The organism is Agrobacterium larrymoorei, from assembly GCF_013322225.1.
In the GTDB taxonomy this organism is placed as follows: domain Bacteria; phylum Pseudomonadota; class Alphaproteobacteria; order Rhizobiales; family Rhizobiaceae; genus Agrobacterium; species Agrobacterium larrymoorei_A.
This window is the reverse complement of record NZ_JAAMFB010000031.1, coordinates 47,916-69,971: the sequence shown is the minus strand read 5'-3', so window position 1 is coordinate 69,971 and position 22,056 is coordinate 47,916. Positions and strand designations below refer to the sequence as shown.

The window sequence follows — 22,056 nt, the reverse complement described above, 5'->3', positions numbered from 1 at the left end:
ATGACCTATGCTCCCCTCACCACCGCCCTTGCCAATGCGGTCGTAACATCCGACCCACGTGGTGATGCTCCAGCAATGGAGGCTGCACGCACAGCGATCATCGATTTTCTAGCCTGTGCGATTGCAGGGGCCAAAGACCGCACGATTGCCATTCTAGCGGAGGCACTAGGTGGAAATCTGCCGGGTCATGCCATTGTCATCGGTCAGGAACGGAAGACCGATCCTCTAACGGCATCGGTCATTAACGGATATGCGGGTCATGTGCTGGACTATGACGATGTCCATTCAAGTGTGCGGGGTCATCCCACGACCGTTATTATCCCGGCTTTGCTCGCATTTGCCGCCGAACAAGAGGTGCGCGCGGAAGATTTCGTCGCATCTTATGCCGTCGGGGTTGAGGCTATGGCTCGCGTGGGGCTGTCGCTCGGATCGCGACACTACGAAAATGGTTTTCATGCCACGGCAACGCTCGGCCCGATTGGGGTTGCCGCTGCAATCTGCCACCTGACGGGTGCGTCCGTCGCCCATACAAAAATCGCACTCGGCTTGGGAGCGACTCAGGCTGCGGGCCTGCGGCTACAGTTTGGCTTCGACGCAAAACCGTATCACGCCGGAATGGCGGCACGTTCCGGTCTGCTTGCCGCAAGATTGGCCATGGCAGGATTTAGCGGTGCGCCCGACTTTCTGGATAATCCTGTCGGCTTCCATTCCGCCTTCGCTTTTGACGTCGGAAAGCCAGATCTGGCGGTCAAGAACTGGGGCGCGCCCTGGCAGATCGTATCACCCGGACTTACACTGAAAGCTTATCCCTGCTGCACGGCAAGCCACCCGGTCGCGTCTCTGGGGATAGAACTCAATCGTGAAGGCTTGGACGCGGATCAGGTCGAGGCGATAACCTTCACCTACCCACCCGGTGCGGATGCAGCTTTGGTGGTGACGAAGCCGACCAATGGGATCGAAGCCCGATTCAGTCCTGAATATGTCTTTGCTGCTGCTTTGATGGATGGGGCTGTGAGGCTCGATCACTTCGATGAAAGGCCGGTGGAAGACCGCATCATGAAACTCGCGGCACTTGCCACACGCCATCACGATGAAACGGCGCCACGAATGTCGAACGACCCAAAGACCCGATTTGTCGTTCTCGATGTGGCGCTTAAAGACGGGACAAAAATCACGAGGCGTTTCGATGGACTGCCCGGCGTTTCAGATCCTACCCCAAAATTCCAAGGCGCAACGGCCGGAAACCCGGCATTTGAAGATGTTCCAGATCTCGTCCGCAGCATGACGAACGAGGCAGATCTTGCACGCCTCCTATCGCTGCTCAATCAGAACTCCGTTTGACGAAAGACTTCGCCATGAGTGCCAAGCGACAAATTCACCTCGGTCTGTTCCTTCAGGGTGCCGGTCATCACGTGTCGGGCTGGCGACATCCAAATGCAGAGGCAGGCAGCGAAAATTTCGACCTGCTTCGCCGGGTTTCGCAACTGGCGGAGCAGGCTAAGTTCGACATGGTTTTTCTGGCCGATGGTCTGACAAGCGGGGTCGATGCGCACCCGTCTACCATTGCCCGTTTCGAGCCCCTGACACTGCTTTCCGCGCTGGCGCTCGTCACCGATAAAATCGGCCTGGCGGCCACCGCATCCACCACCTATGGCGAGCCCTATCACACGGCACGGGCCTTTTCATCGATAGACCACCTCAGCCACGGACGCGCCGCCTGGAACATCGTTACGACCTCCTATGCACGCACTGCCAATAATTTTGCCAAGTCCCATCCCGAACACGACGAACGTTATGCTGTTGCTGAAGAGTTTGTCGATGTCGTCCGCGGGCTGTGGGATAGCTGGGATGACGATGCCTTCATCAAGGATAAGGAAAACGGGATCTATGCCGACCCAGGCAAGGTTCATGTTCTTGACCACAAGGGTAAGTATTACTCGGTCAAGGGTCCTCTCAACATCCCTCGCTCGCCACAGGGGCATCCAATCCTGATCCAGGCTGGGTCGTCCGGTCCAGGACAAGATCTTGCCGCCCGCACAGCCGACGTTGTATTTACCGCTCAACAAAGTCTTGCGGAAGCCCAGGCCTTTTACAAGAGCCTCAAGGCACGCGTCGAGAAATTTGGTCGGCAACCGGATGATGTTGCCGTCATGCCCGGATTTCTCCCGGTTATAGGCAGAACGTCCAAAGAAGCAGCAGAAAAGCTGGCTGAGCTTGACCAATGGACGGATCTGAAAAGCGCTATGCCTCTTCTCGAAGAACGCATCGGTCATACGCTTTCGGATTACGATCCGGACGGCCCTCTGCCCGATCTTCCGATTTCCGACCAACTACGCAGCAGAGCCGAATTGTTGACCGCCCTCGCCCGCCGGGAAAATCTGACGATCCGGCAATTGGCACTGCGTGTCGCTGCGGGACGTGGACATCACATCGTGCTTGGAACTCCGGTCGAGGTTGCCGACCGCATACAGGAATGGTTCGAAACACGCGCTGCCGATGGCTTCAACGTCATGCCGCCATTTTTCCCGGACGGTCTCGAGGACTTCACTAAAATGGTCGTGCCAATCCTGCAGGAACGTGGACTGTTCCGCACTGAATATAGCGGCTCGACGCTGCGAGACCATCTGGGGCTCGCCAGGCCATCGCTGTAATCTCCCGGCTTTGAAAAGGCCGGCTTCTCGAAAGAATGACAGCTCCCAGCGATGATCTACTGCTGGCGTTGCTCGGCATTTCCGCCGTAGAAATACAGGATATTTATACAGGTGAACATGCAATTCGATGGTCGCCGCTAACAGGAAAGATTGATGCGTCTAAAGTCTCCATGGAAGGCGCGTCTCGCTGACGGAAATGTCACTCCGTCCACCCGGCTGCTGGAAGCACTGTCAGAAGATATTCTTTCAGGGCTTTTGACGGGTGGCGACAGGCTCCCTCCCCATAGAGAATTGGCGTGGGAGTTAGGTCTGGGGGTCGGGACTGTTACCAAGGCTTACGCAATGCTGGAACGTCGCGGGCTTGCGCGAAGCGTAAAGGGTAGAGGCACCTTCGTCGCGGTATTGCAGTCGGAGAACCGGCGAATTATCGACTTGTCTGTCAATGCCATACCGCCGATGCTGAGTGATAGGCTCCTGGCCAGAAGTCTATCGACCATAGCGAACAAGATAGATGCGCAACATGTTCACCTGCGACCACCTCTTGCCGGGCATGATGCACACCGCCGAATCCTCGGACGGTGGCTGGAAACTCTTGGTATTGTCGCCGATCCGAGCCGGATCATTCTCGCTGGCAGTGGACAGCAGGCGTTATGGTTGGCTTTCGACACCTTGTGCGGCGGAAAAGGTCTCATCGTAACGGAGCGACTGAGTTACTCGGGTGCAATTGCTCTTGCGCGTTACAGAGGACATCCGGTCGAAGGCGTGGACATGGACTCGGAGGGGATGATCCCCGAGGATCTTGCACGCATTTTGGACAGGGAAAGCAATAGTGGGCGTCGACGACTGGTCTATGTCACTCCCACTCTCCACAACCCCACAACTGTTTCGATGAGCATTACGCGCAGACGCGAGATCGTCGAGATATGCCGTAAGCGCGATGTCCCCATCGTTGAAGACGGTGTTTATACGCTCGGTGCCGCTCCTGAACGTCCGCCTCTTGTCGCGTTGGCTCCGGATCACGTTTTCCATGTCACGAGTCTGTCTAAAACCATGACCCCAGGTCTAAGGCTCGGTGTGCTGGTTCTTCCTTCAAAGTGGACAAGTGTGGCTGAGGTGGCGTTACAAATCCTCCCGCTGGCTGCCTCGCCTGTAGATTATGCCTTGCTGGAAGAGTGGTTTACGAGCGGAATCGTTGAGGCGACGCGCGTGTCGTTGAGGGCCGAGGCAAGCCGCAGGGTTGAGCTTGTTTCGTCACTTATGGCTGGAAGAGATATCCTCACCGATCCGTCAGCTTTTCATGCTTGGTTACCCATGCCGCATTTGGAAGCAGAAGCTTTTGCTTCTTCAGCTGAAATGATGGGCATACACGTAACTCCGCCCGATGCAGTGCGAGCAAACAGGGAGGACGGCAACAGCGGAATACGCTTATGCCTGGGAGGCCCTTCCTTCGAAGAACTTTCACGAGGACTGTCGATCCTCGCGAAGTTCCAGAACAGCTTGGCTTAGCCTTCGAAAGCTTAGGATAAGCCGATACGCCAGACTTTCCGCTGTGGTCAATTACCACTTGACGCGGAGAGAAGCCATGACTTCGCGACCATCACCGTAACGGCAGATCGCAAATTCACAGTTAGCATAATCCTTGCCGAACAAGTTGGTCGCATTGACCGACACCGAAACGTTCTCGTTCACATCGTAACGGACCAGCGCATCCACCAGAGTATAGCCTGGGATCGAGCGGTCGATACCGGAGGCGCGGGTCGTTCCGTTGTAGCGAACGCCGCCGCCTACACTCAAGCCTTCGATGCCGACTTGAGCAAGATCATAGGTCATCCACAGAGCGGCCTGATGATAAGGTGTGTTCTCGCTACGCCGACCGATTTCGGTCGCAACTTCGCTCCTGGTGATTCTGGCATCCGTATAGGCGTAGGACGCGACCATGGTCAGATAGGCGGTAAGGTCCGCCTTTGCTTCCAATTCTAATCCGCGAGAGCGCTGCTGACCGATCTGGGTCAGTTCGCCAAGAAGATTGGCGGACACCACATTATCCTGCGTCAACTGATATATCGCTGCACTGAAAAGCATGTCTGTGCCGACAGGCTGGTAGCGGATACCTGCTTCGATCTGCTCGCCGGTCGTGGGATCGAAATTTATTGCGTTGGTGTAGTCTGCAATGGACACCGGAAAGAAGGATTGGGCATAGCTGATGTAAGGAGCCAGACCATTGTCTGCCTCGTAGACCAGACCCGCACGCCATGTCGTTTTCTGGTTGTCACGAGCCACAGTCTGTCCGGTTCTGTGCGCTGTGAATTCCTGATCCGCCCAGTCATGCCGCAATCCAAGAAGCACGTTCCAATGTTCCTGGAAGTTGATCTTGTCCTGAAGGTAGATGCCGTGCTGAATCGTCGATGTCTTGCCACCTCGATTTAAGCTTCGGTTGACGACAACGCCTGTCCCGTAAACTGGATTATTCAGATCGATCGATGTGACGGCGGCACGGAAATTATCTGAATCATACGTGGTGTCGTAATAATCGTAACCGGCGACGAAGGAGTGGTTTAGAGGACCAGTCTCAATGTCGAACTCCACATTCATATCATGTGTAAAGCCCTTTGCGCGGTCATGCCGGTCGCTATGTTGGCGGGCAAGAATGCCGGTCGTCGCTGCGTTGTTGATAGCAGCCGGCGTGGTCTGCGCCATAAGATAGCGCCAATCCAGATCCGATTCGTAGTAACGTGATTTCGACGAAAAACGCAGATCGTTATCGAACCGGTGGGTGAATTCGTAGCCAATTGCACTCATGTCGCTCGCCATACGGTCGTAATTCGGCTCGCCGATGAATGTATCCCTTCCAACGAAAAATGGCCCGTTTCCGATCCCTTCGGTGAGCTGGTAAGGTAGCGGAGCGGGAAAACGTGTGCTGCTGTGCTGATAGAAGCCGAGGACGTTTAGTGATGTATCATCGTCTGGATTCCACGCCAGCGCGGGCGCTATATAAAAACGATTGTCGTTGATGTAATCGACATTCGTGTCGCTATCTCGTCCCATCATCGTCAAACGGTAAGACAAAGTTTCGGTTATCGCATCACTGACATCGGCCGTGAACTGTTTGCGCTTATGAAGTCCACCCTCGATACCGACTTCTCGAAGCGGTTCATCAGTCGGGCGCTTGCTGACGCCATTGATGAAACCACCAGGGGAAAGCTGGCCGTAAAGAACCGAAGACGCTCCTCGCACAACGTCGACCCGCTCAAGACCGAACGGTTCCTGCGTGCCGTCGTAGGAATTATTCTGAAGACGCATTCCGTCACGCAGCAGGCCTCCAGTTCCGGGCTCTACATCGAAACCTCTGATCCGAAACCGGTCCGCGACGCGTGAGAAGTTTCGTGGTTGGGCGGTAAAGCTTGGAGTGTAGGAAAGCACCTCCGCCAGCGTCCGGGCATCGCGATCCTTGATTTCGGTCGCGGAGACAACGGAAAGCGACTGAGGGGTCTGCAGGATGGGTGTGTCAGTCTTCGTGCCGCTGCTGCTTGTGCTTGCTACATAACCTTCGATGGGAGCGGTCGAAGCGCGCGCTCCTTTGACGACGATGGTCTCCAGAAGGGTAGCCCCGCCACTTTCCTGAGCGAAAACATCATGTCCAAATGCACCCGTCAAAGCGAAAGCAGCAACGCTGAGCGCTGCTGAAGAGCAAAACAAACCTCTGTTGGCGACTTTGAAACGTTTACGCATTGGACCCCGACCCCGACATGATACTTGACCTGACTGCATAAACATGACAGTGCCGGTCAACAAAGATGGGCGTCACTAACACGTGATGCACTTCTGGAAAAACGCTAAAGTGTCTCGTTACACTTTTAGCGTTGCGTGAGGTTCATGGTCCGGTGTTACAGGTCGCCTACCCAATAGAGCTCCATGTTTCCGTCGATGTTCACCGGCGAGCGGATTAAACCTAGATGTTCTCGATAAGCGATTTACATGTGTATCACGGCAACGTGCATGTCCTGCGTGGAATAGACCTGCAGATTGCGGAACGTCGGTTCACCGCCTTGATCGGCCCCAACGGTTCCGGCAAGTCCACACTTCTTGGCACGATAGCGGGGACAGTTCGCGCCAGAAGCGGAGACGTCGCACTGGGACAACGAAGCATCTCATCCTATTCAAGGCGGGACTTTGCGCGTTTGGTGTCCTTCCTTCCACAACACACGCAACAGCCTGAGGGGTTGAATGTCCGCGAGTTACTGACCCAGGGGCGCTTTCCCTGGCGCAACTGGCTCGGCGGTTGGTCCCGGCAAGATGAGGACGCCGTCACTCGCGCCGCTTCGCTGTGCCGGGTCGAGGCATTGCTCGACCGCCCGCTTTCAAGCCTGTCAGGAGGACAGTTACAGCGCGCTTGGATCGCCATGACACTGGCGCAGGATGCGCCGGTCATTCTCTTGGACGAGCCGACAACCTATCTCGACGTCGCCAATCAGTTGAGCCTGCTCGATCTTCTCTCCATTCTGCGTGAAGCAGGTAGGACCGTGGTGGCCATTCTACACGATCTCAATCAGGCTGCGCGATATGCGGACGAACTGGTGATGTTGCGCGACGGACGGGTCGTTGCCCACGGTGAGACGAACCTTGTTTTCAATGACCACAACATCGAGGACGTGTTTGGTGTCCGCTCCAGAATGCTGACGGACACTGCGACCGGCAACGCTTTTTGCATCCCGTCATCGCTTGGCGAGTAGAGTAAAATGCCCTCTGCTGCGCGTTTCTCCCAGTTCGTGATACTCCTACTCCTATTGGTCGTTGCTGCCATCATGCATCTTGCTTTGGGCGCGCGTCCGCTCGAATGGAGCGTCGTCTGGCACGCAGTAATCTTCCCCGATGAAACCAATCCACTTCACAACATCGTACTTGACATGCGCATGCCGCGCCTTTTCAGCGCCCTCATCGTTGGCGCAGCACTCGGCCTGGCAGGCGCACTCATGCAAGGATTGACCGAAAACCCTCTCGCAGATCCCGGCTTGCTTGGCATCAACAGCGGCGCCGCATTTTTTGTCGTCTGCGGTCTGCTGGTGCTGCCGAATAATACCTTGGCAATGATCCCGATACTTGCATTTACGGGTGCGGTCGTTGCTGCATTTTTCGTTCTGCTCAATGCGGGCACGACGCAAAATCAGGCACGTCTTGTCCTTTCAGGCGTGGTCATCAGTGCTCTTTTCAGCGCCTTGACGACCGCCATTCTGCTTCTCGACCAGCAAGGACTGGAAACGCTCAGACGTTGGCTCATCGGCTCTCTGGCGTTCGAATCCAGTGAGACGAGATGGCAGACGCTACCACTTCTGATCGTCGCCGGTGTGATTGCTGTCCTGAATGTTCCCGGCCTCAATCTTTATCGACTAGGGTCGCATACCGCTTCTCTTATGGGGTTGCATGTAGGGCGCTTTCGCCTGTCCATCCTTCTGGCGACCGTACTTCTCTCGGCATCGACCGTTGCCATTGCCGGTCCCATCGGCTTTGTGGGTCTTGTAGCGCCTCATATCGGACGGCTGATCTTTGGCAGCGACTACCGATATCTGATCATCGCCGCCCCCTTGGTTGGAGCATCGATGGTGGTGATTGGCGACACTGTGGCACGTGTTGCGGTACGACCTCTCGAAATCAACACCGGGATCGTGACCGCCCTGCTCGGTGCTCCGGTATTCATCGCCCTCGTGTTGCGGAGGGTTAGATGATCGCCTCGTTTGTAACTGCTGGCGGAAACCTCAAAGACAAGCGTGCGTGGTCTATCGTTCTGTTTTTCCTGATATTCACGCTGCTTTTTGCCATTCTTTCTGCGACGCTTGGCAGCTATCCGATGGCATTGCGCGATGTCATCTCTACGATCTGGTCAGGCCAAGGGGATAACGCAATCCGCGGCATACTCCTGGATATTCGCCTGCCAAGGATCATACTGGCGCTGTTATCGGGAAGCGCCATGGCGCTTTCCGGCGTTGTTCTTCAAGTTCTGACCCGCAATTCCCTTGCGGCACCTGGTCTCGTCGGGGTGGAAGCGGGAGCCGGTACGGCCGTGCTTATGGCAATGATCGTGTGGCGCTCAGCACTTCCAATCGAGCTTTACCCGCTGGCGGCCTTCTTAGGAGGGGTTTTGGTCGCGTTTCTGATCGCTGCCCTCTCATGGAACAGAGGTATTTCTCCGCTGCGCCTCATTCTCGTAGGCGTCGGCGTTACGGCGATATTGAGCGCAGTCGCAGACACTTTGATTACTTACGGACGTATCGATCAGGTCGAATCCGCACTTTTGTGGCTTGCAGGTAGCCTTCATAGTGCAGGATGGGAAAACGTACGGAGCCAGTCGTTGTGGCTGATACTTTCCGGGGTACCCATTTTGTTGCTTCACCGGCATTTCGACCTGTTCCAGCTGGGAGGTCCGGTCGCAAGTACCAGGGGACTGAATATCGGCAGGTTTCAGATTGCCGTGTTGCTCTTCAGCGTGATGTTGACGGCATCCGCAGTTGCGAACGTCGGAACCATGAGTTTTATCGGACTTCTAGCGCCCCACGCGGCGCGTCTTCTCGTCGGTGACCGCCATCGCTTTTTGTTGCCGTTGACCGCGATTCTCGGCGCATCGATCGTTCTCATCAGTGACACGATTGGTCGCACAGCTTTTGCGCCTCTTCAAATTCCGGCGGGCCTCGTCGTGGCCGTCATCGGCGCACCCTACCTTTTATTCCTGCTATCACGCAGAGGACAGTCCTGATGAGAGTATCGGTTACGTTCGCCCTTCTTTTTTGCCTTCTTGCTACCCCCGGTGAAGCAAGCGACACGAAGACTTTCACCAATCAATTCGGTTCGGCGGAGATTCCGGTCGCGCCCCGCTGCGTCGTTTCGCTGCATGATTTCAGTCTAACCACACAGTTGCTGGAGCTTGGCATAAGGCCGTGCGGTTCCTCTGGTCGCAAAAGACTGTTCGAAGAAACGGTTTTTCGCGGTGCATCTCAACGTTATGATACCTCCGGCATCCGCTATGTCGGCACGCATCAGGCACCCGACATCGAGACGATTGCTGCTTTAAAGCCGGATCTCATCGTGGGCCTGTCCTACCATCGGGCACTGCGTGAAAAGCTTTCATCGATTGCGCCTGTGATTTTTCTGCCATTGCGGGAAAAAGGCATTCTTGGTTATGCAGAGCAACTGGCCGATGCCGTCGGGAAAAGTGAGCGCTTTCAGGAGCAGCGTCGGGAATATCAGGCTATCGTCGACGACTTTGCCAAGCGCGTCGCAAATCCGAAGGCCATCACAGTAACGCCGATGGAAATCTACCGGGACGGTTTCCGAATTATCGGGCGTGGGGGAATGGAGCAGGTCATTGCCGATTTCGGATTGGGACATGTTCCAGCCTATGAGACCAGCTCTCGCGATATTCCCTACAGCCTGGAGCGACTGGCTGATTTCGACAGCGATGTCATCATAGACACTTACGAAGAAATGCTCGGCGAAGAGGCCGAGACAAACGCATTCCGCTCTACCGCCCAGTGGCAAAATCTGTTTGCTGTCCGCAATCGACAATTTCTCTATTTCAACCGCAGCCGCTACGGTGAAACGATGAATGGTCTCATCGGGTCAGCGACGTTGCTTTTTTCCCATATCGGCGAACGAAAAATCCGGATCCAAGCCGGTGAGAACGGGACAGCAGCGTCCAGATAGGCGCTCAATCCGATACGCGATCAACGGCGACAACCTGCCATCGGATCGTTTCGGTGCCGGAGCCTTCCGCGATCGTGTTACAGCGCGTGTTGACGTCGAAGCTGGTCTGTCTCAAGCGGACACACAATTCCAGCGATGCTGTTCTAGCCAAAAATTCCGCTTCACCAGTGTCACGCTTTGAAACTGGACTTTCCTGCAATGAAACTTGGGAAACCAGGCCCAAATCTGCAGCAAAATCCATCGCTGCCTGTTCTGCGACTTGGGCAACGGGGGCCAGCAATGGATTGCCGCGATAGGCTGGCAAATAGGGACGGCCTTTGGAAAGACACTGCAAAAAGTCAGAAACCTGCTGTGGCTCAAGGCGACCGTAACGCTGCCGATTGGGTAGGACGAGAAGCGTGGCAGCAAAACGACACCCCCCGAGATGCGTCGATTGCAGAACGCGAAACCGAGACGGATCGGCCTGTTCCCGTAACGTCTTCCAGGTCGCAAAGCCATATCGTGCGCAGCACGGATCCTGCTTGCTATCCGTGCAACACAGGATGGTTATGCGATCATCAGCGTCCCCATCAAAGCTTTCGCCCCTGGCAATAGCGGAGAGATACTCTGCCGCCCGCTCTGGCGCGGCGACGTGTCTTGTTTTCCCGTCAAAGGAAAAGGCAATGTCATCGCCATCCACCAGCGCGACATGGATCGCTGCCTCATTGGCTTCAACAATTGCCTTGGACAACACCTCTGGCATTTCCAATGAGTTCGTTCTCGGGACCCGCCAGTAGCGGCGGGGCCAGTGTAAAAGAGCATAGCGTTTGGCAGCGGCTCCGGTACCTGGAAGCGGCTCGCCCCGATCAACGCACAAATCTCGACAGAATTGATGAAGTTTCATTGAAAATCGTGTAGCAGAAACTCTCCGGTCTGCCGAGGTCGATTTTGCATCAGTGACCTACTCTTCAGATGTCTACACCCGGCACATCTTCCAGGCGATAATAGACTGGAATTCCGCGTTGCTCTGCCAGCCTGACGTCGTTGTCTGCACCTTTCGATTCACCGGGCAATCTCAGAACCGCCTCGCACAACTGCAACAGGCGGTCTGCCGCTGGGTAGAAAATCTGGTCATAGAGTTCATCGCCGAGCTTGGTACCGCCAGCAGAGTGCCATACCGGAAGCGCTACCCATTCGCCGATCATGGGAACATGTCCTGCCTTGAATAGCGGCCAAGAGGCCTGTTCAAGCGTCTTGAGATTACGTGCCATTTTTTCGGGATCGTCACCCGTTCCGGATCGATACGGTCCTGCAATCAAAATCAACATTAACGTGCGTCTCCGTTTCCTGCATTGGCGCCAAAGATGTTCAAGGCTGCATATTGCAGCAGCATAATCGTCTTTCCGTCCCGAATTTCGCCGGTGGCAATCATCGTCATCGCTTCATCGATGCCGACTTCAAAGGTCGAGATATCCTCGCCTTCATCCGCGTTTCCGCCCCCTTCCGACACACGGTCACGGTCTTCATATTCGCCGACGAAGAAGAATAATCTCTCGGTGACGGAACCCGGGCTCATGAACGCGTCGAAGATCTGACGGACGTCACGGACGCGGTAACCGGTTTCCTCTTCCACCTCTGCACGAATGCGAGCTTCAGGATCGGCATCGTCCAGCAGTCCTGCAGGAGCTTCGATCAACAGGTCGTCATGACCGTTCACAAAAGCGGGGAAGCGAAACTGCTTTTCCAAAACCACTTTGCGCGTTGCGAGCGCGTAAAGAAGGATGACCGCCCCGTTCCCCCGGTCATAGGTCTCGCGCGACTGTTGCTGCCAGGTGCCGTCAGACCGCTGGAAAGAAAAACTCGTCTTCTTCAGAGTGTACCAATCATCAGAAAGCAGGGTGACATTTTCGACGCGGACGCGGTGGGCGATACTCAATTGGGGCTCCGGACTGTTTGGCTGTAATAAACACGAGAAAGACTATGCAGCGGTAAATTTACGCATTATCGTGCAGAGTCAAGTAATTTCGTGCAAAAGAGGTTTTACGTGCTCACTACTGAACGCAGGGCGCTTATCCAACATGTTCTTCGCACCACAGGACGGGTGGTCGCCAAGGATTTCAGTCAGGAAATCGGGGTGTCAGAAGACACGATACGCCGTGATCTGCGCGAACTCGCCAGCGAAGGACTGTTGCAGCGCGTGCACGGCGGGGCGCTTCCAGCGTCCTCGGCAACGGCGGATTTTGCCGCTCGCGAAAAGGTCGGCATCTCCACGAAAATTCAACTGGCGAAGGCCGGTGCCAAGTTGATCTCTAACGGACAAATCATTTTTCTCGATGGCGGCACGACCAACGTCCAGCTGGCACGCCAACTCCCCCGCGATCTTGAGGTGACGGTTATAACGCATAGCCCAAGCATCGCCGTCGAACTGGCAAACCATCCATGTGTCCAGGTCGAATTGATTGGGGGTCGATTGTTCAAGCACTCCGTCGTTGCCATGGGTACCGGCACGGCGGATGCAATCGCCAACATGCGCATCGATGCTTATTTCATGGGCGTAACCGGCCTTCATCCAGAAGCTGGCGCAACGACAGGCGATCTGGAAGAGGCCGCGCTGAAGCGATTGATATGCCGTCAATCCAGCGAAGTCTTCACCATGGTAACGCGAGAGAAACTGGGTGCGGCCTCGGCCTATCGTATCGTTCCGCTATCCGGGGTGTCATCCGTGATTATGGAGACTGATGTGCCAGATGAGGTGTTTGACGGCTTCAAGTCAAACGATGTCAGTTTCATTCGAGCGTGAGCGGTTGATGGGGCCTAACTAGCCCAGCCCCATAGCTGACTATCGTTGTAGCTCATCGAAGTTTAGAGAAGCTCATCATTTGGATCAGCCATTTGAACTGGCACCTGGGCCGTCGGACGTTATTTTCGCTCCATGATTTTAAGGAGCTTCAAATGAGCGATCGATCAGCAATCCGTCTTCTGCTGCTAGAAACGGCTTCGGCTTTGAAAACAAAGGCGGTTTCGAGCCTCCTCTGTTCAGATGAACGTGTTCTGACATCCGCTTTTGCAGATGAAATTTTATCAGAGGCCGGAATGCTGGATGAGCCAACGTCCAACACATCGCTTGATGTCCGCGGCCTGCGATACGGGCCAATGCTCCTTGATGGCGAAGGGGATAGCTCGCCCCTTCTCAAGGCAGTGCGCAATACATTTGGTTTGGCTCGTTGGACTGAGTTCTATCGACAAACGCCTTGGTCTCACGACTTTTTAGGGCGGTTCGCCACGGGCGAGTGTCTTGGTCCTTCCGGTCGCTTCATGAGTGAACGGTTAATAATCGGCTTGTTTATTTTAGGGCCAGAAACCTTCTATCCGGCGCATGCCCATGCGGCGGAGGAGTTTTATCTTGTCGTAGAAGGCGAAGCTGAATTTCAAAATGGCGCGTCTGCAAAATTCATGACAAAGCGCAAAGGAGATCTCGTTTTGCATGGAAGCGAGGTGAGCCACGCCATACGTACATCATCGAAAGCCCTATTGGCAGTGTATGGATGGCGCGGAAATCTCAAGAAACCAAGTTGGTATCGTGACAACATGGCCGATGACACGGAGCCCAAGAAGTATCCGGTCGTGATATAAACGACCTGATCACGTCTGTTGAGATCTGCATGAAATGATCGATCGCTACGATCCAGCACTCCAGATAAACCCATCCTCAGTTCTCACTGGAGATCAACACAGGCTATTTCATTCTAGGCTCGCTGATCTTAAACCATGCCTTGGCGATCTTACTTTCGGCGATGACATAAATGCAGATGACATCGATCTCGCCAATGCCTTGAGGGAACGTCCTCGTAACCGTCTCGTAGTCGATCACGACATCGTCTACAACGATACGTTTCAGCAACTTACCCTGTAAGTCGGGCTCTTTGAAACGCTCTACATGACGCGCCCTGATTTCCGCCGCGTTCGCCGCGAGCAACGTATCCGGAAATGCGTAATACTCGCAATCTTCTGCCCACCAAGGCATGAACGCATCGATGTCGCGTGCATTGTAAGCCTCGAGCTGCTTTTGAACTGGCAGGACCACGTCATCCATATTGATGTCCTCTAATTTACTTAGGCTCGTTCCATCGCTGCGCTCAGGTGCCAGGAAGCTTCTGCTGTCCCAGTCCGAGCCTCACTATGCGATCCGGTTTTACAAAGATTCACAGCATAGACCGGCTTAGCCCGCCATCTACGGGCAATGCCACGCCCGTGATGTAGCGCGCCTGATCACTGGCGAGAAATGCCACGACCTCACCGAATTCTTGTGGAGTACCGTACCGACCAATCGGTATTTCACGCTGGCTGCGCGCCGCGATTTCGGCTGGATCCGTTCCCTGCTCCTCGGCGTCCAACTGGTCCAGACGTTCAGTGCGTTCAGTTGCGAAGCGCCCGGGCAGGATGAGGTTTACAGTCACCCCGTCCGAAGCAACTTCTGTTGCAAGCGTCTTAGCCCAGCCGGCGAGCGCCGATCTTAGCGCATTTGATGCAGCAAGCCCCGGTATCGGCTCTCGAATACTCGTCGACGAAACGGCGAGGATTCTCCCAAACCCGCGCAGGCGCATTCCACCCAGGAAATGGGTGGCAATCTTTGTTTGCGCCAAAAACAACGACATGAACTGAGTTCGCCAGATGTTCGCATCAAAATCCGAAGCACGCAGAGGGGGAGGCCCACCACCGTTCAGGAGGACAATGTCCACGCCGTCGACCAAATCGTCGACAGCTTTGATCATGGCCGCAACGCTTGCTCCCTCAGAGAGATCACAAACAAGGACACTGACGTCAACCGGGTATTTTGACAAAGCGCTCTTGGCTGACATTAATGTTTTCTCATCTCTACCGACGAGAATTACGTTAATGTCTTGCTTTACCAAAGCTTCAGCAACGCCGAAGCCGAGGCCTTTTCCGCCGCCCAAAAGAAGAGCAGTTTTTCTCGTATTCGAAATACTCATTTCGGCGCCCTGATACCTGTTTTTCTATTCGCAGCAATATCCCGTATTGCATGCATAAATGTCGCGTGCTCGCTGTCCGTCGTGGAGAGATGGACAGACGCTCGAAGTATCTCAGCAATGCCGCGAATTCCGAGATCGTAGGGCGTATAGTCTTTCCCATGCATCCCGATTGAGATGCCCTGCGAACCCAGCCGATCCTTAACTTCCGTGCAGGCCACGCCCTCAATGGTGAAGGTAACACATGCCGCTTTCTGCGCGCCAAGATCGAGCATATTCAATCCCGGCACGTCGTTTAACGACTCGCGTAAAAGACGCGCTTTAGCTTGAATTATTGCCTGAACCTCAAGAACGTTACTCTCAAGCGTTTTCTGCAAAGCGCTTTTCAAACCCAGCCGTAAAGCGACAGATTGTTCACCGGGCTCGAACTGGCGAACATTCCATCCCGGCCTAGCGGCATCCCCGCTTTGCCCGGCAGATATCTCTCGCAACAATCGTTCAGACACGAAAGCCAGCGCTGTCCCGCGAGGGCCTCGTAGAAATTTTCGTCCGCAGGCGACGAGAGCGTCGCAGCACAATTCCTGAACATCGACGGGAATCTGGCCTAGTGCCTGACTGGCATCGATAATGAAAAAGGCTCTCGATCCGCTGTCCCTGATCGCCCGCCCGATTTCAGCAGCTGGATTGACAAGCGCTCCGCTCGCACCGACCCAGGTAAGCGCCACCACCCTGACATTTGGGGACAAAGATGCCCTGAGCGCATCCACATCGACCGCTGTCGTTTCATCCGACGCCATGACGGAAAGTTTTGCTCCCGTCAGATTTGCCATGCGCTGAAACGCGTCAATGTTGCCGTACCATTCCTGGCGGCTGACAAGTATCCGATCACCGGCATGCATCGGAATTGCAGACACGATATCGTTATATAGCTGTCCGTGACCCGTTCCGAAGGCGATATGTTCGCGGCCACAGTTGAGCAGTTGCGCTGCCAAGTCATACGTTGCCTCTCGCTCAAGGCTTACGAGCGAGGCTGCCTCCATAGGTCCTAAATCCTGCTCAGCCAGCAGCTGTGCAATGATCGCCTGCGTGGTTTCCGGATCTGGTAAACCAGCGCCACTGTGGTTGAAGTGAATGACCGGCATTTTAAAAACTACCTGACTTGAAAAACGGCTTCGACCTCGACAGGTACGTTTGCCGGCAGCCCAGCCATGCCAACGGCTGAACGGGCATGCTCACCACGATCACCGAATACCGCGTTCATAACTTCGGATGCGCCATTGCCGACTTGCGAAAATCCCGCAAACCCAGGGAGGGCGTTCACAAAAATCGTCAGTTTTGCGACCTTGACCACACGGTCCAAGTCGCCACCCAGAGCGTGGTGCGCCCAGTAAATGACGTTTGCCGCGCAGATACGGGCGCTCTGCAATCCGGCTTCCGCATCGACTTCAGCGCCAATCTTTCCGATTGCAGCAATCTCGCTTCCCACCTCGGGAATTTGCCCCGATACGTAAAGGAAGTCACCGACAATGTGCGCGGGGACAAATGGCAGGTTGGGCCGTGACAACTCTGGCCAGCTGACACCACAAGCCTCAAGGCGAGCTCTGTAATCCATAAACTAATCTCCTGAACAATCGTCCCCCTCTTGCCAAACACCACATCGCAAAGATATCCTTATAATACTTATTTCAATATAAGTTTTTCTTATGGATGTGACATTTGATATCCGCGCGCTCAGAGTTTTCGTGGCCGTCGCCGAAGTCGGCGCAGTCAGTAAAGCGACCGATAGCCTTGCCAGAACGCAGGCCGCGATCAGCATGCAGCTACAAAAGATCGAGCGGGATTTAGGCGTAAAGCTTTTCGAGCGCTCTCCCCGCGGTGTCGCCCTCACCAGCGACGGAGAAGATTTTCTCGGCTATGCTCGCAGGATTCTGGCGCTTACCGAGGACATGCAGCGGGGGCTGACCGATAAACGTCTGTCTGGACGACTACGATTAGGCATCTTCGAAGATCTCGCTGTTACCCGCCTGCCACTCATCCTCGCGCAGTTTCGGCAAAATCATCCGCTTGCGGAATTGGAACTTATTTCGTCATATTCGAGCGACCTCGCACGGCATTTGAATGACGGTCGCTGCGACTTGGTCATCGCGGACCCCTCCAGCTTTGCTACTCCGCCACGCAGTCACATTTCTCACCAGCTTGTGTGGAGCGCGAGCAGATTGATGGAAGTCGATGAGGCGAAGCCTTTGCCTCTCGTACTTTTTGATACGACTTGTTCCTGGCAGGACCGGATGATTTCGTCGCTTGCGGAACATAATATCTCGTGGTGCGTGGGATGTCGGGTCAAGACGCTACCCGCCATGATCGCAGCGCTACGCGCAGGTTTGGGGATGGGCATTCTATTTCCCGAAACACTCACCTCCGACTGCCAAACCGTCGGCCACCGTTTTGGTCTACCAGAGGCTCCGCGTGCGGACTTTGGTGTCTTCCTTGGGGCGACACCAACATTGTTGGCAGAAGAATTCGCAAGATTTCTGAAAAATGAATTTGAAGCGGTTCGTTCCTTTTGACGTTCAGGAGATCGAATGAAATCAATACTCACGGTTCTAGTCTCCGCAGTTTTTCTTATGGTGATGGTCTCAACGCTCATCGCGGTCGATGGCCTTATTGAGCGTACAGCGAACGCGGATGCGGGGGTGGTGCTCGGTTCAAAGGTCGAAACGGATGGAACTCCATCTCCGAGACTGAGAGCGCGGCTGGATCGCTCAAGAGCACTTTTTGAGAATGGCCAAATATCATTCATCGTTGTCAGTGGAGGAACGGGTAAAGAAGGCTTCAGTGAAGCGTTGGTGATGCGTGACTATCTGGTCAAAGAAGGCATACCGGCGAACCAAATCCTTTTGGACGAGTTCGGTGCAACCACGCGTGCAACGGCAGACAATGTCACCCGGATTCTGCGTGAGAAGGACATGGATACTGCAATCGTCGTTTCCCAGTTCTTCCATCTCACCCGGTCGAAAATGGCCTTTCGCCAAGCCGGCTTCGAGAAAGTCGGCTCAGCTTACGCACCTTATTTCGAGTTACGCGACTTTTATTCTACCCTTCGAGAGATACCCGCTCTCATTGCCTACGGATTACGAATGGATTCGACCAATCAGCCCCGTGACAACCAAGCATGTCTTCACCGACAAGCCTTGCACAGTTTTGCGAGAAACGCGTCAGGAGAGATTGGCGATTTGATTGAGCGCAGATTGCGTTGCGGCCTCGCGTTCGCCCTCGCCCATTGAAATGCCTTCCGCGACGATGACGTCAATATCGATAACACCGATGAACTGGAAAATGGACTTAAGATAGGTTTCAGCATGCTCCGAAGCGGCCAAGCTGCCCTCTGACCGGTACTTCCCACCGCGTGCGAGAGCGATTACAACTCGCTTGTCGCCGACCAGCCCTTCGGCACCAGCCTCGCCATACCGGAAGGTCTTGCCAGACACGATGATCCTATCGATCCATGCCTTAAGCTGGCTCGGAATGCTAAGATTGTAAAAGGCTACGCCGATGACAACGACATCGGCATCGAGAAACTCCTGTAGAAGCGTTTGGCCTGAAATCGCATCATCGGCACCGACAAAGTGAGACGGAGGGTCGAGAACGAGATCCCGGTGACTAACCTTGGCGTAAGGGTGGATGCTGACCAGACGAGCAACAGTTTCTTTTGATAGCGTTCTGCTGACTGATGTGACACCAGAAATGCTGCTGTCGATATGTAAGATGTTCATGCGTTATGCCTCAGTTTGCTGATTGCTAAATTTTCTGATTTCCAAAAACTGCGGGGATTTGCATGATGCAGATGCCGACCACAACGACGACGAGACCAATCAGACGCGATGCGCTGAGAGCCTGCTTGGGAAAGCCCATCAATCCAAACGCGTCGATTGTGGCTGACGCGATCATTTGGCCGACAATTACCGCAATGATGAATGTCGCCGCGCCGAGCTTCGGTGCGATCATGAGCGCGCCAGTGACGTAGATGACCCCAACCACACCACCAATCCAGATCCAGTTGGGAGCCTGAAGGGCGGGGACAAGTGTCGGAAGGGGTACCCGTGCTGCGAGCATGACGGGAATGATGCATAAAAGACTGACACAAAGCGAAATGGCAGTGCCCCACAGGGGATGGGACAGTGAACGGCCAAGCGCAGCGTTTGCCCCCGCTTGAAAAGGCACGGCTGCACCCGTGATGATCGCTGCTGTGAGAAAATAGAAATTGTTCATGGCTGATCGGCCTCCTTGGGCCAATCAATGAACTATCCATTTACGGAATGGAAATTCCGAAATATCATCCCGATCATGAATCAAGCGAATAATCTTCGAAACGTCGATCTCAATCTACTCGTGGTATTGGACGCACTTTTGACCGAACAACATGTGTCCAGAGCCTCTTTGCGGCTCGGCATGAGTCAGCCAGCGGTCAGCCACGCGCTCGCGAGACTGCGAATTCTGTTTGATGACCCGCTTCTGGCCAGAAAAAACGGTTCTCTCGTTTTGACATCGAAGGCCAGATATCTTTCACCGATCCTGAAAACGACGTTGCAGCAAGTCAGAACGGTTATTGGCCCAGCGCAGTTTGATGCCGCGAGCGAGTTTCGGCAGTTCCATATAGCAATGTCGGATTATGGCTCTTCCGTCATTCTCCCTGCGATGACCCGTCTTATCAGGACAGAGGCGCCTGGCATCGACATTGTCGTCACTCACTCAGGTCGTCAGGCGATGATGCGGCAGGTGCTGGAAGGGGAAGTCGATCTCGCTCTTGGCGTTTTTCCAGACTGTACGCCAGAGATGGAGAAGATGCTGCTGTTCGAAGAGCGATTTTCGTGTCTTGCTTCCGTGGACACACTTCGACAGAAGACGTCTCTCAGTCTGGATCAATATCTGGATCACCCTCATATTCTGGTGACCATGGAGGAAGGAACGCCAAGCGAGATCGATATCGAGCTTTCCAAGATCGGGCGCGCGAGACGTGTGGCGACGACCCTTCCGCACTGGGGCTTGGCTGCGCGTCTGGTCGTTGATACGGATCTGGTCCTGACCGTTGCTCGACGGGCATTGGACGCGTGTGAGTTGGGACAAAACGTCCGCATGTTCGACCCACCGTTCGAAATAGCGTCTTTCCCGTTCACACAAATATGGCACAGCAGAAGAACACAAGACCCCGCGCACCACTGGCTCAGAACCATCATCTCGAAAGCAGCCGGTCGTGAACAGGCAAACCAAAGCTAATTACCGCGTCACAGGAGCACGGCTCTCATGGTAGGGAAGATTGATGGGACGCTGATCTTGCTGCCCGGCCTGGATGGCACTGGCATAATGCTGCAAGATATTGCCGATGAACTCAGCGCGACCATCGATGTTCAGATCATATCGTATCCCGGCAATGTCTTCCTGAATTATGATGCTCTGGCGCAACTCGCACGGGACCAGCTTCCGGTCGGTGACGTTTTTGTCGTAGGTGAATCATTCTCCGGGCCGGTAGCACTGCGTCTTGCACAAATAGAGCCAAAAAAGGTGAAGGCGGTCGTCTTGGCAGCGTCGTTCGGGCGACTCGATCTTCCTTTCAAACCAATCCTCAAGTTATTATCCGCGGCAATCTCGCCAGATATAGTTCCGCGCCACCTGCTTTCGAGCATCCTGCTTGGTGAAGATTCTACCCCGCAACGACGCGAGAAATTGCGGAAGGCGCTTGCCTCGGTTGCTCCGCGGGTTCTTGCGGCACGGGCGGGTGAAGCTCTGGACGTAGACCTTCTCGGAAATGGTGCCGCAATCGAACAGCCGGTCCTCTATCTGCAAGCATCCCGAGATCGGCTGATACCGAAAACCATGGCAACAAATTTAAGGGCGATTGCGCAGAGGCTAGAGGTTAAAGTAATAGACGCACCACACTTTCTCTTCCAGACTGCCATTGAGGATTGTGCTTCGTCAATTCGGGCATTCATCGCATGCAACGGCGGTGCTCGAAGCCATTGATATGGCCTGACGAAGCCACGCTTGAAACTATTAGATTGCACTCTAACTCTAAAAGACATATAGATTTCACATGAAATCTATAAGGAGGTCCACATGCGAGTGAGCCGCGTACAGGCAGGAGAAAACAGGGAGCGGGTGATCACCGTCGCCAGCCGGCTGTTTCGAGAGCACGGTTTCGATGGCATCGGGCTGAAAGACCTGATGAGTGGTGCAGGCCTGACCCAGGGAGGATTCTACAAGCAGTTTGCGTCCAAGGAGGATCTTGCTGCACTGGCTTCGCGGCGCGCGCTTGAAAGCGCGACCCGCCGGTGGTCCGCGGCCGCCACTGAGTCAGATCCTTTGGAAGCGGTTATAGGGTTTTACCTGTCGCAGAATCACAGCGACGAAAAGGCGGAAGGATGCCCGCTTGTTGCTCTCGGATCCGATGCAGCGCGTCAGACTTCTGAAGTTCGACGCCCGTTTGAGGATGGCGTCAAAGCGCATTTCGAGGTGCTTGAAGAAATGATCGGCGAGGGTGACGAAACAGGGCGCAGTGAAAAAGCCATGGCAATATTGTCGATGATGGTCGGTGCAGTAACGCTGTCCAGAATCATTGATGATGAACAATTGTCGTCGGATGTCCTTGATGCAGCCGCGAGCGAGGTCCGGCGGGTAGCTGGCCGCGATGGCAGCGCCTAACGGACGGCTTTTCATACGCGGTTAGCGATAGCTGGGCGCAGCTCTAGTTG

Annotated in this window: 24 protein-coding genes; 14 read left to right on the top strand and 10 right to left on the bottom strand. The window is 54.7% G+C overall.

Annotated features, from left to right (window positions below):
• The 3 genes from G6L28_RS19060 to G6L28_RS19050 all read left to right on the top strand — a co-directional run bounded on the left by G6L28_RS19060 (position 1) and on the right by G6L28_RS19050 (position 4,157).
• A complete protein-coding gene (locus G6L28_RS19060; protein WP_174065834.1) occupies positions 1–1,341 on the top strand; it encodes an MmgE/PrpD family protein in 1,341 nt (446 codons plus the stop codon).
• A 14-nt stretch (positions 1,342–1,355) separates the two neighbouring features.
• Positions 1,356–2,651, top strand: a complete 1,296-nt coding sequence (locus G6L28_RS19055) for an LLM class flavin-dependent oxidoreductase (RefSeq protein WP_174065547.1) — start codon at positions 1,356–1,358, stop codon at positions 2,649–2,651.
• A 153-nt stretch (positions 2,652–2,804) separates the two neighbouring features.
• A complete protein-coding gene (locus tag G6L28_RS19050) occupies positions 2,805–4,157 on the top strand; it encodes a PLP-dependent aminotransferase family protein (RefSeq protein WP_174065546.1) in 1,353 nt (450 codons plus the stop codon).
• Positions 4,158–4,208: 51 nt separating this feature from the next.
• Here the strand turns inward: G6L28_RS19050 and G6L28_RS19045 are convergent, their stop codons facing one another.
• Positions 4,209–6,380, bottom strand: a complete 2,172-nt coding sequence (locus G6L28_RS19045) for a TonB-dependent siderophore receptor (protein WP_174065544.1) — start codon at positions 6,378–6,380, stop codon at positions 4,209–4,211.
• Between the two features lie 224 nt (positions 6,381–6,604).
• Here G6L28_RS19045 and G6L28_RS19040 point away from each other — a divergent pair, with 224 nt between their 5' ends.
• The 4 genes from G6L28_RS19040 to G6L28_RS19025 are packed head-to-tail and all read left to right on the top strand — an operon-like array spanning position 6,605 to position 10,343.
• On the top strand, positions 6,605–7,381 hold the full coding sequence (locus G6L28_RS19040; protein WP_202033774.1) for an ABC transporter ATP-binding protein: 777 nt from the start codon (positions 6,605–6,607) through the stop codon (positions 7,379–7,381).
• 6 nt (positions 7,382–7,387) lie between these two features.
• The gene (locus tag G6L28_RS19035; protein WP_174065542.1) at positions 7,388–8,371 is read left to right on the top strand and encodes a FecCD family ABC transporter permease; all 984 of its coding nucleotides are present in this window, start codon (positions 7,388–7,390) and stop codon (positions 8,369–8,371) included.
• Positions 8,368–9,396, top strand: coding sequence for a FecCD family ABC transporter permease (locus G6L28_RS19030; protein ID WP_174065540.1), 1,029 nt, complete (start codon positions 8,368–8,370; stop codon positions 9,394–9,396). Before G6L28_RS19035 ends, G6L28_RS19030 begins: the two co-directional genes overlap by 4 nt.
• Positions 9,396–10,343 carry an ABC transporter substrate-binding protein gene (locus G6L28_RS19025; protein WP_174065538.1) on the top strand — a complete coding sequence of 316 codons (948 nt, stop codon included), beginning with the start codon at positions 9,396–9,398 and terminating at the stop codon, positions 10,341–10,343. The genes G6L28_RS19030 and G6L28_RS19025 overlap by 1 nt, the downstream gene beginning before the upstream one ends.
• 4 nt (positions 10,344–10,347) lie before the next feature.
• Here G6L28_RS19025 and G6L28_RS19020 read toward each other — a convergent pair whose 3' ends face one another.
• The 3 genes from G6L28_RS19020 to G6L28_RS19010 form a co-directional block, all read right to left on the bottom strand.
• Positions 10,348–11,085: a sucrase ferredoxin gene (locus tag G6L28_RS19020; RefSeq protein WP_234902651.1), complete on the bottom strand. Its 738-nt coding sequence runs from the start codon at positions 11,083–11,085 to the stop codon at positions 10,348–10,350.
• Positions 11,086–11,290: 205 nt separating this feature from the next.
• Positions 11,291–11,650: a DUF4406 domain-containing protein gene (locus G6L28_RS19015; RefSeq protein ID WP_174065534.1), complete on the bottom strand. Its 360-nt coding sequence runs from the start codon at positions 11,648–11,650 to the stop codon at positions 11,291–11,293.
• Positions 11,650–12,258: an NUDIX domain-containing protein gene (locus tag G6L28_RS19010; protein ID WP_174065532.1), complete on the bottom strand. Its 609-nt coding sequence runs from the start codon at positions 12,256–12,258 to the stop codon at positions 11,650–11,652. Before G6L28_RS19010 ends, G6L28_RS19015 begins: the two co-directional genes overlap by 1 nt.
• 108 nt (positions 12,259–12,366) lie before the next feature.
• Here G6L28_RS19010 and G6L28_RS19005 point away from each other — a divergent pair, with 108 nt between their 5' ends.
• Positions 12,367–13,122, top strand: coding sequence for a DeoR family transcriptional regulator (locus tag G6L28_RS19005; protein ID WP_174065530.1), 756 nt, complete (start codon positions 12,367–12,369; stop codon positions 13,120–13,122).
• A gap of 152 nt (positions 13,123–13,274) precedes the next feature.
• A complete protein-coding gene (locus G6L28_RS19000; protein ID WP_174065528.1) occupies positions 13,275–13,955 on the top strand; it encodes a dimethylsulfonioproprionate lyase family protein in 681 nt (226 codons plus the stop codon).
• Between the two features lie 103 nt (positions 13,956–14,058).
• Here the strand turns inward: G6L28_RS19000 and G6L28_RS18995 are convergent, their stop codons facing one another.
• The 4 genes from G6L28_RS18995 to G6L28_RS18980 form a co-directional block, all read right to left on the bottom strand.
• Positions 14,059–14,415: a nuclear transport factor 2 family protein gene (locus G6L28_RS18995; protein ID WP_174065526.1), complete on the bottom strand. Its 357-nt coding sequence runs from the start codon at positions 14,413–14,415 to the stop codon at positions 14,059–14,061.
• 109 nt (positions 14,416–14,524) lie between these two features.
• The gene (locus G6L28_RS18990; protein WP_174065524.1) at positions 14,525–15,313 is read right to left on the bottom strand and encodes an SDR family oxidoreductase; all 789 of its coding nucleotides are present in this window, start codon (positions 15,311–15,313) and stop codon (positions 14,525–14,527) included.
• Positions 15,310–16,452, bottom strand: coding sequence for an aminotransferase class V-fold PLP-dependent enzyme (locus tag G6L28_RS18985; protein WP_174065522.1), 1,143 nt, complete (start codon positions 16,450–16,452; stop codon positions 15,310–15,312). The genes G6L28_RS18990 and G6L28_RS18985 overlap by 4 nt, the downstream gene beginning before the upstream one ends.
• A gap of 8 nt (positions 16,453–16,460) precedes the next feature.
• The gene (locus G6L28_RS18980) at positions 16,461–16,922 is read right to left on the bottom strand and encodes a RidA family protein (protein WP_174065520.1); all 462 of its coding nucleotides are present in this window, start codon (positions 16,920–16,922) and stop codon (positions 16,461–16,463) included.
• Positions 16,923–17,013: 91 nt separating this feature from the next.
• Here G6L28_RS18980 and G6L28_RS18975 point away from each other — a divergent pair, with 91 nt between their 5' ends.
• Together G6L28_RS18975 and G6L28_RS18970 are read left to right on the top strand one after the other, a co-directional pair.
• Positions 17,014–17,877 (top strand): LysR family transcriptional regulator, encoded by an 864-nt coding sequence (locus G6L28_RS18975; protein WP_174065518.1) that lies wholly within the window; start codon positions 17,014–17,016, stop codon positions 17,875–17,877.
• 15 nt (positions 17,878–17,892) lie between these two features.
• Entirely contained in the window at positions 17,893–18,594 is a 702-nt protein-coding gene (locus G6L28_RS18970; RefSeq protein ID WP_174065516.1) for a YdcF family protein, read from the top strand.
• Here the strand turns inward: G6L28_RS18970 and G6L28_RS18965 are convergent.
• Together G6L28_RS18965 and G6L28_RS18960 are read right to left on the bottom strand one after the other, a co-directional pair.
• The gene (locus G6L28_RS18965; protein WP_174065514.1) at positions 18,526–19,083 is read right to left on the bottom strand and encodes an FMN-dependent NADH-azoreductase; all 558 of its coding nucleotides are present in this window, start codon (positions 19,081–19,083) and stop codon (positions 18,526–18,528) included. The two genes, G6L28_RS18970 and G6L28_RS18965, sit on opposite strands and share 69 nt — an antisense overlap.
• 25 nt (positions 19,084–19,108) lie before the next feature.
• Positions 19,109–19,579, bottom strand: coding sequence for a DMT family transporter (locus tag G6L28_RS18960; protein ID WP_174065512.1), 471 nt, complete (start codon positions 19,577–19,579; stop codon positions 19,109–19,111).
• Between the two features lie 27 nt (positions 19,580–19,606).
• Between G6L28_RS18960 and G6L28_RS18955 the strand changes: the two genes are divergently transcribed.
• The 3 genes from G6L28_RS18955 to G6L28_RS18945 all read left to right on the top strand — a co-directional run bounded on the left by G6L28_RS18955 (position 19,607) and on the right by G6L28_RS18945 (position 22,006).
• Positions 19,607–20,584, top strand: coding sequence for a LysR family transcriptional regulator (locus tag G6L28_RS18955; RefSeq protein ID WP_337795779.1), 978 nt, complete (start codon positions 19,607–19,609; stop codon positions 20,582–20,584).
• 27 nt (positions 20,585–20,611) lie between these two features.
• Positions 20,612–21,328: an alpha/beta fold hydrolase gene (locus G6L28_RS18950; RefSeq protein WP_174065508.1), complete on the top strand. Its 717-nt coding sequence runs from the start codon at positions 20,612–20,614 to the stop codon at positions 21,326–21,328.
• A 93-nt stretch (positions 21,329–21,421) separates the two neighbouring features.
• The gene (locus G6L28_RS18945) at positions 21,422–22,006 is read left to right on the top strand and encodes a TetR/AcrR family transcriptional regulator (protein ID WP_174065506.1); all 585 of its coding nucleotides are present in this window, start codon (positions 21,422–21,424) and stop codon (positions 22,004–22,006) included.
• Positions 22,007–22,056 lie beyond the last annotated feature (50 nt).

Excerpts from the sequence above, each read along its gene's own strand:
- G6L28_RS19060 (WP_174065834.1), top strand. The coding sequence starts at position 1 with ATGACCTATGCTCCCCTCACCACCGCCCTTGCCAATGCGGTCGTAACA.
- G6L28_RS19055 (WP_174065547.1), top strand. The coding sequence starts at position 1,356 with ATGAGTGCCAAGCGACAAATTCACCTCGGTCTGTTCCTTCAGGGTGCC.
- G6L28_RS19050 (WP_174065546.1), top strand. The coding sequence starts at position 2,805 with ATGCGTCTAAAGTCTCCATGGAAGGCGCGTCTCGCTGACGGAAATGTC.
- G6L28_RS19045 (WP_174065544.1), bottom strand. The coding sequence starts at position 6,380 with ATGCGTAAACGTTTCAAAGTCGCCAACAGAGGTTTGTTTTGCTCTTCA.
- G6L28_RS19040 (WP_202033774.1), top strand. The coding sequence starts at position 6,605 with ATGTTCTCGATAAGCGATTTACATGTGTATCACGGCAACGTGCATGTC.
- G6L28_RS19035 (WP_174065542.1), top strand. The coding sequence starts at position 7,388 with ATGCCCTCTGCTGCGCGTTTCTCCCAGTTCGTGATACTCCTACTCCTA.
- G6L28_RS19030 (WP_174065540.1), top strand. The coding sequence starts at position 8,368 with ATGATCGCCTCGTTTGTAACTGCTGGCGGAAACCTCAAAGACAAGCGT.
- G6L28_RS19025 (WP_174065538.1), top strand. The coding sequence starts at position 9,396 with ATGAGAGTATCGGTTACGTTCGCCCTTCTTTTTTGCCTTCTTGCTACC.
- G6L28_RS19020 (WP_234902651.1), bottom strand. The coding sequence starts at position 11,085 with ATGCCAGAGGTGTTGTCCAAGGCAATTGTTGAAGCCAATGAGGCAGCG.
- G6L28_RS19015 (WP_174065534.1), bottom strand. The coding sequence starts at position 11,650 with ATGTTGATTTTGATTGCAGGACCGTATCGATCCGGAACGGGTGACGAT.
- G6L28_RS19000 (WP_174065528.1), top strand. The coding sequence starts at position 13,275 with ATGAGCGATCGATCAGCAATCCGTCTTCTGCTGCTAGAAACGGCTTCG.
- G6L28_RS18995 (WP_174065526.1), bottom strand. The coding sequence starts at position 14,415 with ATGGATGACGTGGTCCTGCCAGTTCAAAAGCAGCTCGAGGCTTACAAT.
- G6L28_RS18990 (WP_174065524.1), bottom strand. The coding sequence starts at position 15,313 with ATGAGTATTTCGAATACGAGAAAAACTGCTCTTCTTTTGGGCGGCGGA.
- G6L28_RS18985 (WP_174065522.1), bottom strand. The coding sequence starts at position 16,452 with ATGCCGGTCATTCACTTCAACCACAGTGGCGCTGGTTTACCAGATCCG.
- G6L28_RS18980 (WP_174065520.1), bottom strand. The coding sequence starts at position 16,922 with ATGGATTACAGAGCTCGCCTTGAGGCTTGTGGTGTCAGCTGGCCAGAG.
- G6L28_RS18975 (WP_174065518.1), top strand. The coding sequence starts at position 17,014 with ATGGATGTGACATTTGATATCCGCGCGCTCAGAGTTTTCGTGGCCGTC.
- G6L28_RS18970 (WP_174065516.1), top strand. The coding sequence starts at position 17,893 with ATGAAATCAATACTCACGGTTCTAGTCTCCGCAGTTTTTCTTATGGTG.
- G6L28_RS18965 (WP_174065514.1), bottom strand. The coding sequence starts at position 19,083 with ATGAACATCTTACATATCGACAGCAGCATTTCTGGTGTCACATCAGTC.
- G6L28_RS18960 (WP_174065512.1), bottom strand. The coding sequence starts at position 19,579 with ATGAACAATTTCTATTTTCTCACAGCAGCGATCATCACGGGTGCAGCC.
- G6L28_RS18955 (WP_337795779.1), top strand. The coding sequence starts at position 19,607 with ATGAACTATCCATTTACGGAATGGAAATTCCGAAATATCATCCCGATC.
- G6L28_RS18950 (WP_174065508.1), top strand. The coding sequence starts at position 20,612 with ATGGTAGGGAAGATTGATGGGACGCTGATCTTGCTGCCCGGCCTGGAT.
- G6L28_RS18945 (WP_174065506.1), top strand. The coding sequence starts at position 21,422 with ATGCGAGTGAGCCGCGTACAGGCAGGAGAAAACAGGGAGCGGGTGATC.